The 10225-nt window shown below is 48.4% G+C and carries 7 protein-coding genes; 1 reads left to right on the top strand and 6 read right to left on the bottom strand.

The genetic code is table 11. The annotated features are described in order from the left end of the window. Positions 1–675: 675 nt before the first annotated feature. Both AC2204_RS20375 and AC2204_RS20370 read right to left on the bottom strand, forming a co-directional pair. The gene (locus tag AC2204_RS20375) at positions 676–939 is read right to left on the bottom strand and encodes a YfcL family protein (RefSeq protein WP_318927727.1); all 264 of its coding nucleotides are present in this window, start codon (positions 937–939) and stop codon (positions 676–678) included. A 93-nt stretch (positions 940–1032) separates the two neighbouring features. After that, positions 1033–1566: an elongation factor P hydroxylase gene (locus AC2204_RS20370; RefSeq protein WP_318927726.1), complete on the bottom strand. Its 534-nt coding sequence runs from the start codon at positions 1564–1566 to the stop codon at positions 1033–1035. Positions 1567–1912: 346 nt separating this feature from the next. On the opposite strand from AC2204_RS20370, the gene AC2204_RS20365 reads away from it, so the two are divergent. Continuing rightward, complete coding sequence (locus tag AC2204_RS20365; protein WP_318927725.1) at positions 1913–2551, top strand: trimeric intracellular cation channel family protein; 639 nt, start codon at positions 1913–1915, stop codon at positions 2549–2551. Positions 2552–2624: 73 nt separating this feature from the next. On the opposite strand, the gene aroC is transcribed toward AC2204_RS20365, so the two are convergent. The 4 genes from aroC to AC2204_RS20345 all read right to left on the bottom strand — a co-directional run bounded on the left by aroC (position 2625) and on the right by AC2204_RS20345 (position 9828). Continuing rightward, positions 2625–3710, bottom strand: coding sequence for a chorismate synthase (gene aroC, locus AC2204_RS20360; RefSeq protein ID WP_318927724.1), 1086 nt, complete (start codon positions 3708–3710; stop codon positions 2625–2627). Between the two features lie 527 nt (positions 3711–4237). Next, positions 4238–5404 carry a 23S rRNA pseudouridine(2604) synthase RluF gene (rluF, locus tag AC2204_RS20355; protein ID WP_318927723.1) on the bottom strand — a complete coding sequence of 389 codons (1167 nt, stop codon included), beginning with the start codon at positions 5402–5404 and terminating at the stop codon, positions 4238–4240. Positions 5405–5575: 171 nt separating this feature from the next. After that, on the bottom strand, positions 5576–8713 hold the full coding sequence (locus AC2204_RS20350; RefSeq protein ID WP_318927722.1) for a multidrug efflux RND transporter permease subunit: 3138 nt from the start codon (positions 8711–8713) through the stop codon (positions 5576–5578). After that, positions 8713–9828, bottom strand: coding sequence for an efflux RND transporter periplasmic adaptor subunit (locus AC2204_RS20345; protein WP_318927721.1), 1116 nt, complete (start codon positions 9826–9828; stop codon positions 8713–8715). The genes AC2204_RS20350 and AC2204_RS20345 overlap by 1 nt, the downstream gene beginning before the upstream one ends. Positions 9829–10225 lie beyond the last annotated feature (397 nt).

Here is a 10225-nt window from a genome sequence, read left to right as displayed (position 1 = left end):
GGGTTCTGGGGTTCTGGGGTTCTGGGGTTCTGGGGTTCTGGGGTTCTGGGGTTCTGGGCAGCGTGCAATTGACTTACATGGATGTCAATCAAATTACAGCACAACTTCGCTTTTCCCATAGAGCCTCAGGGCCATAGGTCCGCTCTTACCGCCCCTCCTAGCCCCTCGCTTCTAGAAACTCACTTCTATTATTTTATTTATAGTACTAAATACCGTGATTTTATACGTAAAAATCAAAAAACATTACAGACAAATTCCATATTTTCAATAGAATTAACTATTAACTGTTTTGCCATTAAAAAATAATAATTACTAAATCAGTGGCATATATACATTTATAATATCTTGTAGACGAGTTTAAAAATTATGTTCAGAAAATATGCCCATTTTTCAGTGAGCCACCCATACACCCACAAGGCTAACATACTGATTATTATCGGTATTTTCTCAACCAGCTGTTATCAGCTATTAGCCAATGAGAATATAGAATATGCTGCGGGTTTTTTATTTGTGATTATTCCAATTCTTATCTTTGCGAAATCTTCTGACTATAAACGCAAATATTTAAGCACAGAAAAATAAACAGCTAAAATAATAGAATCCGTCAATGTCTATAATAACAACGCCATTTTAATGGCGCTATTATTATATTACCCATCAACCTTTAAACAATTTTCAAACACTCTGCTGCAGTTGAGACCACATTTCTTTCACAATTAGTCGATCAGCAGGATTCAGCTCTGACTGCGCTTCAGTCAGGCTGGCATCAACGGCCTGATTCATCGCTTCTACCGAGCTGATGCCTTCCATCTCACAACTCGCTGCTGACAGTGAAATGTGACCGCGGAGGTAGCCCCCAGCAAATAGCTGATCGTCTGATGCCGTTTCTACCATCAGATCGATCAAGGTTAATAGCTTCTCTTCGTATTGCTGGATCATCGCTTTTTCTCTTTATTAAAATTGTAGGACCTAGGTTCGAGGGACTAGTTTCTAGATACGTATTACTCGAAACTCGCCTCTAAACACTCATCTCTAATTTGACGCTTGAAAATCTACTGGTTGCAAAGGGGCAATATGGTAATGCTCACGCAGCGCCTCTGAGAAAATTCTTACGCGTTCTGGTATACCTTGAGCTAGGTAGACAAGTACCTGTTCCCGTACCTTATTGGTAAAACCTATTCGGTCTGGCTCGCAATTGCCGCTCAGATTATCACAGCTGACCTGAAATCGAAAACCACAGCTGGCGGACAAGATCCACTCGATTGCTTGGGGTTTAATTTCGACTTTTTCAAACTCTGCCTGTACTTCAGCTATTCGGCCATCCGGTTCGTACCAATAACCATAGTCTTCCAGCAAACGACGTTGCGGGCCGGCAATGCACCAGTGAGCTATTTCGTGCATGGCTGAAGCAAAGAAACCACGCGCAAAAATAATACGGTGACGGGAGTGACTGTCATCAGCGGGTAAATAGATCGGCTCATCACCACCCAGCACTAACTCAGTGTTGAAACTACCGCTAAAAATGTCGTTAAAAATTTGAATGAGATCGTCGTAATTATGGGGCATGGTTATTTCAGGTTCGAAGTACGAGATACGAGTATCTAAACGCATAAGATTGAAACGGTCAATGTCCGTCTTCTCCGATTAACCCGATACCCACATTGAGAGATAACACATTTAGGTACTGATTATATACGAGAAAAGGCTCATGGACGATTTTCTAGCACCTCAAACACTCGCTTCTTGTTACTCGCCTCTTGCTACCTACTCAAACTAGAACGCCATGGAATCGCCCTTCCACAACCATGAATACAGGTAATGCATGGAGATAATCTTTTCATTCGAATCAAACGTAAATCACAAATACAATCCACCTATCCTTTTCATTCTTTATTTATACTGAATATTTCTCATGCTATTAACAACACTTTATATAATTGGTATTACTGCCGAAGCCATGACCGGTGCGTTGGCTGCGGGTAAACGTCATATGGACTGGTTTGGTGTTATGCTGGTTGCCAGTGCGACTGCGATTGGTGGCGGGACGGTACGTGATGTCTTGCTGGGCCATTATCCTTTAGGTTGGGTGGCAAACCCTCAATACCTTGTGATCACCTGCCTTGCCGGTTTGTTAACGACGGTTATTGCTAAATGGGTCGTACGCTTCCATAAATTTTTCATCATTCTTGATGCGGTTGGCTTGATTGTCTTTAGTATCATCGGTTGCCGTATTGCGATGGATATGGGTTTGCCGGCGATCATCTGTATTGTTTCTGCGGTGGTCACTGGGATATTCGGCGGCCTGCTACGTGATCTTATCTGCCGCCAGCAACCCATGGTGCTCCATAAGGAGCTTTATGCATCGGTTGCTTTTCTTGCCGGCAGCATGTACTACGGCATGATGTTTTTTGCCGTGCCAGAAATGATCGCGACCCTTTCGACGTTAGTGGTGGGATTTGTTGCCCGCATGGCCGCGGTACAATGGAGCTGGCGATTACCGGTATTCAGGTTAGAAGAGTCGAGTGACGAGAAGCAAGTAGCGAGAAACTAGGAAAACAAGTAGCGAGTGGCGAGATTCTAAAAACTCGCCCCTCTAATCTAGCTCCTAGTCCCTCGTCTCTAAACTATATCTTCGGCGTCTCTGTCACGACACCGGCATTCTGGCCGCGGTGCCGCAGCAGATGATCCATCAAGGTGATCGCGAGCATTGCTTCTGCAATGGGTACCGCACGGATCCCCACACATGGGTCGTGACGACCTTTGGTGATCACTTCCGCCGATTCGCCTTGCTTGGTGATTGTCTCGCCCGGTACGGTAATGCTCGAAGTCGGCTTCAGTGCAATGTGGGCAATAATATCCTGACCCGATGAAATCCCGCCTAATATGCCACCAGCATGGTTGGTTTTAAAACCCTGCAAGGTCATTTCGTCACGGTGCTGGCTGCCACGTTGCTCAACCACCCCAAAGCCATCGCCAATTTCGACCCCTTTGACGGCATTGATGCTCATTAATGAGTGAGCGATATCAGCATCCAGACGGTCAAAAACCGGTTCACCTAAACCAACTGGCACATTGCTGGCCACCACTGTCAGTTTGGCACCAATGGAATCGCCTTCTTTTTTCAGCTTGCGGATCAGCTCATCGAAAGCATCGACTTTATCAGCGTCCGGACAGAAAAATGCATTCTGAGCGATCTGATCCCAATCGACTTTATCGATTTTTACATCGCCTATTTGCGACAGGTAAGCACGCACTTCAATGCCATGTAACTGCTTTAAATATTTTTTTGCTACTGCACCGGCAGCAACACGCATCGCCGTTTCTCGGGCAGAAGAACGGCCACCGCCACGGTGATCACGTACTCCGTATTTCTGGTGGTAGGTATAATCGGCATGGCCAGGGCGAAACAGATCCTGGATGTTGGAATAGTCTGTTGAACGCTGATCGGTATTTTCAATCAGCAGGCCAATAGACGTACCTGTCGTCTGGCCTTCAAATACACCGGAAAGGATTTTTACTTCATCTGCTTCACGACGCTGTGTCGTGTACTTAGATGTTCCCGGACGACGGCGATCAAGATCGTGCTGCATGTCTGCTTCGGTCAATGCCAGACCCGGAGGACAGCCATCAATAATACAGCCTAATGCCAGACCATGGCTTTCACCAAAAGTGGTGACGCGAAATAGTTGTCCAATCGTATTGCCTGCCATTACTTCCTCTGTCTATTCGTCCGAATGTCATTATTCATTCATTTTGTCAGTCACTACATAGTGCAAATTCAGCAGGCGGAATGCAAGGGGGAAAATATTCAGAGCGGAGGGAGAGGGGTTCTGGGGCTAATACTGTTTCACATAGAAAATGATGCGTTCAATTTATTTATATTCCTTTGATGAAATAAAAGGTTGTCATCCCAGTAAGACTCAATACTGACATCTAGATATAGAATCAACTTGATATGACCAATTTATCGCCCCAAAGAAGGTAATAGACCAGGGATCCATTGTGCACGGAATTGTCCAGCCATGAAGAACCAGCTTGATATGTAAGCCCTTTATATTTCATCGCAAATGGATCCCTGATAATCGCCCGTTGAGTCTTGAGTAAGTATGTAAGTCTACTGTCTGGCGGTTTATTGGCTTTTCTCGATAAAAAAATCGTGAGCCTTTATAAAAACTCACGATTTTCATTTCTTCGTTCTTACCTAGGGCCCAGGGCCTTTTCTTCCCAGGGCTGCTATTTATCCTCTCTCGCTTTTCGAACGCCATTTCTTGATGCCGCTTTGGCTTGGCTTAGTCTCTTGCGAAGCTTTCTTATCTCGAGGAGATTGGTTATCACGAGGAGCCTGACGGTCGCTGTTTTGATTGTCAGAACGATTCGGACGGCCACCACGGCGGCTATCAGTGCTGCCATTGCGGGAATCACCATGCTTACCGTCACGTTCATTCGAGCGACGAGACTGACTCTCTCCCTTGCCTTTGTAGGTTTTGTACTTCACTTCGCCATTGCTGACACTGCGCGGGCGTGAAGGATCTTGATTACGAGCAGAGATATGGCGCTCGCCCGCCTCTTGCAGGCGACTATCAAACAACTTGGCGTCGGTTGCTTTGGCGATCTCCTTGCCATTGCTATCGACCTTCGATGCTTCTTCGGTACCACTTGATTGAGCGATCAGACGGTTAATATCGACAATTTCATCATCGGTCAGATAACGCCATTTACCATTAGGCAGGCCATCGATGGTGATGTTCATGATACGAACACGACGCAGTTTATACACGTCATAGCCTAACGCTTCACACATACGGCGGATCTGGCGGTTTAAGCCCTGCGTCAGCACGATACGGAAGGAGAAGTTAGTTTCTTTGCTCACTTTACACGGCAAAGTCACGGTGTCTAAGATTTCCACCCCTGACGCCATTTTGTCTAAAAACTCTTGAGTGATCGGCTTATCGACACGCACCACATACTCTTTTTCATGCGAGTTACCGGCACGAAGAATTTTGTTAACAATATCACCGTCATTGGTCAGGAAGATCAAACCGTCAGACGGCTTATCTAAGCGTCCGATAGGAAAGATACGCTTGCGATGGCCGATAAAATCAACGATGTTACCTTCGATGTGGCGCTCAGTGGTACACGTAATACCGGTCGGCTTATTCAGCGCAATGTAGATCGGCTTTTCTTTGGCCCGCAGCGGCTTATCATCCACCAGTACTTCGTCACCTGGCAGCACTTTGGTGCCCATTTCAGGTGACAGGCCATTAATGGTGACTCGTCCTTGATCAATAAGCTTGTCCGCCTCACGGCGTGAGCAAAAGCCTGTATCACTGATAAATTTATTTAATCGGACCGGTTTATCCTGTTTTTCAGACAAAGCATGGTTTTCAGACTGATTCTGTGACATGGGTTTCTTCTTTAATGAGCGTTTCGCAACGCGATCAAGGGTATTTAATTGACTATACCCTCTGATTCTACCAATCCCATCGGGTACTGGAAGAGAAATTATGTTCAATGCAGCAAAAAACCGCCCCTTGAGGCGGTTTCCGATTCAAACAAGATGAGTACCTCACCAATATTAACTTTCTTTTACTTCTGGCAAATCACCGTGACTGGCGCGACCTATATAGTCATGCTGTATGGCTTTTTCCAGCTGCGCGGCGACATGGCCCGGCGAAGTCGTCTTGCCAGACAACAGACGATACATCGCAGGGATCACCAGCAGGGTCACCAACGTCGCAAAGGCCATACCGAAGAACACCACAGTACCGACGGCGAGACGACTCTCAGAGCCGGCCCCACTTGAGAGGATCAGCGGAATAGCACCGAACAGGGTGGTAAAAGCCGTCATCAGGATAGGACGCAAACGGCGCACCGAGGCGTCAATGATTGCCTGTTCAAACGCAACACCTTTATCGCGTAGCTGGTTGGCAAACTCGACAATCAGGATCCCGTTTTTGGTTACCATACCAATCAGCATGATCATCCCGATTTGGCTGTAGATATTCAGCCCCTGCCCCATCAGCCACAAACCGCCCATGCCACCGAAAATACCCATGGGTACCGTCAGCATCACCACCAGCGGGTTAATGAAACTTTCAAACTGGGCCGCCAGTACCAGATAGGCCACCAGTAGCGCCAGCCCGAAGACCAGGAAGATGTCACTCTGGTTTTCGCGAAAATCTTTCGACTCGCCGGAATAATTGATGGTGATATCGCTCGGCAGCATCTCAATGGCTTGCTCATCAAGGAAATTCAGCGCATCACCCAGGGTATAACCAGCCCCGAGGTTGCCTTTCAAGGTGATCGACTTCTGTTTCTCGGTATGGCTCAGCTTCTGCGGTGAGGCCACTTCTTCAATATCTGCCACCGTATCAAGGGTGATCAGCTGGCCATTTTCCGCTCGCAGGTAGATCTGGCTCAGATCGGCCGAACTGTTGAAGCTGTTCTCATCACCGCGTAAGTACACATCATACTCTTCACCACGTTCAACGAATGTCGTTTCACTGCGGCCGCCGAGCATGATCTCCAGTGTCTCAGCAATGTCCGCAACCGGAATACCCAGCTCAGCAGCACGCTGGCGGTTTACCGTTACCACCAGCTCCGGGGTTGTTTCTGCGTAGTCAAGATCCATGCCTTCGAGCATCGGACTGTTTTCTGCGATGTCCTGCAACTGAGTCGCCCATTTGAACAACTCATTGTAATCCGATCCGCCCAGTACAAACTGCACGGGCTCTGACGATCCGCCACGGAAACCCGGCATCATCGGTCTGACCCAGATATCTGGAATACCCTGCAATGCTTTGCTGACCATACCTAAGGCCTGCTGAGCGTTGACGCTGCGATCTTCCCAGTCTTCCAGCTGAATAATCACAAAACCGGTCTGATCGCCAGCACGGCCACCAAAAGCAGGCGCTTGCAGGCTGACCGATTTAACCACGCCTTGCCCGAGCATTGGCAACAGACGGCTTTCTACTTCATCCATATTGCCGACCATACGGTTATAACTGGTCCCCTCGGCACCTTTAACAAAGGCAAACAACACCCCGCGATCTTCCTGCGGAACCAATTGCGCAGGCACAACCTGCATCAATCCGTAACTCGCAGCGATACAGCCCGCCACGACGACCGGGGCGATGAAGCGACGTTTAACCGCTGCTGTCACCACTGCGCGGTACATGCCTTCTAACTTAGCAAACTGGCTATCAATCCACAGATTGAATTTGCCCGGTTTTACATTCGCTTTCAGCATCTTGCTGCCCAGTACCGGGGTTAATGTCAGCGCGACTAGCGAGGAGAAGATCACCGCCATGGCAAGCAATACGGCAAATTCGGTAAACAGACGCCCCACCATGCCTTCCATGAAGGAGATCGGCAGGAAGACCATCACCAGTACCGCGGTCGTTGCCACAACCGCAAAGCCCACTTCCCGGGTGCCTTTATAAGCGGCCAGCAGTGGCGATTCACCTTTTTCCAGATGGTGGAAAATATTTTCCACCACCACAATGGCGTCATCAACCACCAGGCCGATAGACAAAATCAACGCCATCAAAGTCAGCAGGTTGATAGAAAAGCCAAAAAAGTAAGCCATAATAAACGCCGATATCAATGAAACCGGTACGGTCACGGCAGGGATCAGCGTCGCCCTTGCCTGCCCGATAAAGACGTATAACACCAAGATGACCAGCGCACCGGTGATCAAAAGCGTGCTGTAGACTTCGGCAATAGAGCGATTAATAAAGATGGTCGAGTCATAGTCCAGGGTCAGGCTGGTGCCTGGCGGAATGAACTTCTGCATCCGCTCCACTTCCGCACGTACTGCTTTTGAGACGTCCAACGGGTTGGCATCTGACATGGTGACGATACCTAAGCTGAGGTTGACCACCCCGTCGCTTTTGAAGGTCGAATTTTCATTCTCCGCCCCAATGGCTATATCGGCGACATCTTTCAGGTACACCGGCGAGCCGTCGGCCGCGGTGCGCACCACCAGATAGTTAAAATCAGAAGGGGTTTGATACAAGCGGGCGGTACGTACAGACATCACGGTTGTATCGTTACGTACTTCACCGCCGGGTAATTCAACGTTTTCATTTTTTAAGGTGTTAACAATATCGCTGGTGGTCACCCCTCGCCCGGCCATCAGCTCAGGCTTGAGCTTCACATACATCACCTTATAGAGCGCACCGCTCAAATTGACCGAGCTCACGCCGTTGATCAGGCTGAAGCGATCTTCCAGCACCCGCTGGGCATAATCGGTCAGCTGGGTACGGTCCATCTCTGAAGATGAAAGGTTGATATAGACCGCAGGCTCACCGGAACCGTTATCTTTCGAAACCACGGGATCTTTCGCTTCATTCGGCAGGCGACGCTGGGCACGGGCCACCGCATCGCGCACGTCACTGACTCCCTCCGTCAGATCCCAGTCCATATTGAATTCAATGGTGATCCGGGACATGCCGTTGCGCGTGACCGAGGTAATGTTATCGATACCACTGATCCCCGATAACTCATCTTCAATCGGCGACGTCACCTGGCTTTCCATGACGGTGGCAGATGCCCCTTCATAGGTTGTTCTGACACTGACGACCGGGTTTTCGACATCCGGCATCTCACGTACAGCCAGTTTTGTAAACGAGACAAAGCCGAACACGCATAGTAGCAAACTGAGTACAATTGCCACGACCGGTCGCTTAACGGAAACATCAGATAACCACATCAGGCATTATCCTCCGATCTTTTTGTCTTGTTTCCAGGCTTACTGGCGGTCAAATCATTCACCTGCAAGCCATCTCGCATATTGACCAGACCTTGCACCACAATCCGCTCTCCGATCTCAACCCCTGATTCAATCACCACTTCACTGTCAATCCGGGCACCAAGCACCACTTCTGTTCGCCGGGCAATGTCATGCTCATCGACTAAATAAACGAATCGCTTAGTTCCCGAGTATTCCAAGGCCTGAACCGGAATAATTGCAGCCTCTTGAGGAACAAAACCGATATTGGCCGCCATCAGCATGCCGGGTTTTAATTTTCCGTCTGCGTTATCAAACATAACCCGCACTTTGATATTGAGGGAATCCGTCTGCACCCGAGAATCAATCGCTTGAATTTCACCGCTGAATGTCTGCCCTTTCCAGGCCTGACTCGTCGCGCTAACAGTCATACCGACCATCAGATAGGATAAGTACTGCTCAGGAACCTGAATATCCAACCGCATGCCAGACAGATCATCAAGAGTAAACAGCTCGGTTCCCACGGTCACCATATGACCCGGACTAAAGTCGATTAAGCCGACGGTACCGGAAAATGGCGCGCGAATAGCATGATCTTGCAGTTCAGCTTGCGCGGCTTTCAATCGGGCCTGCGCAATATTCACACTCGTTTGCTGGGCATCCAGCTCGGTCTGGGTAATCGCACCACGCTTTACCAGTCGTTCATATTCGGTGTATTTACGATTTTCATCATTAAAGTAAGCTTGCGCCTCATCAAAAGCGGCCTCTGTTTTAACATCATCTAACTGCACCAGCAGTTCGCCTTTTTCTACCCGGCTATTACTCCCAACAACAATGTTGTCGATTTTTGCCGCCACCTCCGTGGCAACATTGACCGAGCGCTGGGCCACTAATTTTCCGATCAGGGATAAAGATTGCGCGACAGGGTGTGACGTCACTTCGCCTGTTGTGACCGCCACAACACGACTTGCCCGAGGATTCACCTGCTTTTCGGCTGCCTGCGATTGGCTTAGATAACCCGAACCACCGAGAAAAGACAGCAATCCGCCACCGGATAACGCCGCAGCAACGAATACAGCAACCAGCATTTTTTTCATGATAACAAAACCAATAAATTCAACCTGGTCCAATGATATCTGAACCAACGATGAAGCAGGGTAAAGAAATGTAAAGTTAAGCAATAAAGTATGCACAGCTACTTTTACGTACTCAGAAGCACGACCGGAACAGGCCCTCCGAGAGCTGGTGTCTCAATTCCGGGATGACGGATCGCTCAAATGCCCGCTGAATTCATTCAAATCTGCAGATTGAGGTACTAGAACCTTCGATGTGATGAAAATTCCAGCAAGCGCACATAATTTCAAAGGAAAAGGGTTTACAGCATCTAAATGTTTGTTATTATCCGCTCCGCACTTGTGGAGGGGTTCCCGAGTGGCCAAAGGGATCAGACTGTAAATCTGACGGCTCCGCCTTCGAAGGTTCGAATCCTTCCCC

Source organism: Photobacterium sp. (genome assembly GCF_057456235.1).
Note: the sequence above shows the minus strand (reverse complement) of the source record. Positions and strands in the feature narration are given on the sequence as shown.

Coding starts and splice junctions, on each gene's coding strand:
- AC2204_RS20350 (WP_318927722.1), bottom strand. CDS start 8,713: ATGTGGTTATCTGATGTTTCCGTTAAGCGACCGGTCGTGGCAATTGTA.
- AC2204_RS20365 (WP_318927725.1), top strand. CDS start 1,913: ATGCTATTAACAACACTTTATATAATTGGTATTACTGCCGAAGCCATG.
- AC2204_RS20370 (WP_318927726.1), bottom strand. CDS start 1,566: ATGCCCCATAATTACGACGATCTCATTCAAATTTTTAACGACATTTTT.
- AC2204_RS20375 (WP_318927727.1), bottom strand. CDS start 939: ATGATCCAGCAATACGAAGAGAAGCTATTAACCTTGATCGATCTGATG.
- rluF (WP_318927723.1), bottom strand. CDS start 5,404: ATGTCACAGAATCAGTCTGAAAACCATGCTTTGTCTGAAAAACAGGAT.
- AC2204_RS20345 (WP_318927721.1), bottom strand. CDS start 9,828: ATGAAAAAAATGCTGGTTGCTGTATTCGTTGCTGCGGCGTTATCCGGT.
- aroC (WP_318927724.1), bottom strand. CDS start 3,710: ATGGCAGGCAATACGATTGGACAACTATTTCGCGTCACCACTTTTGGT.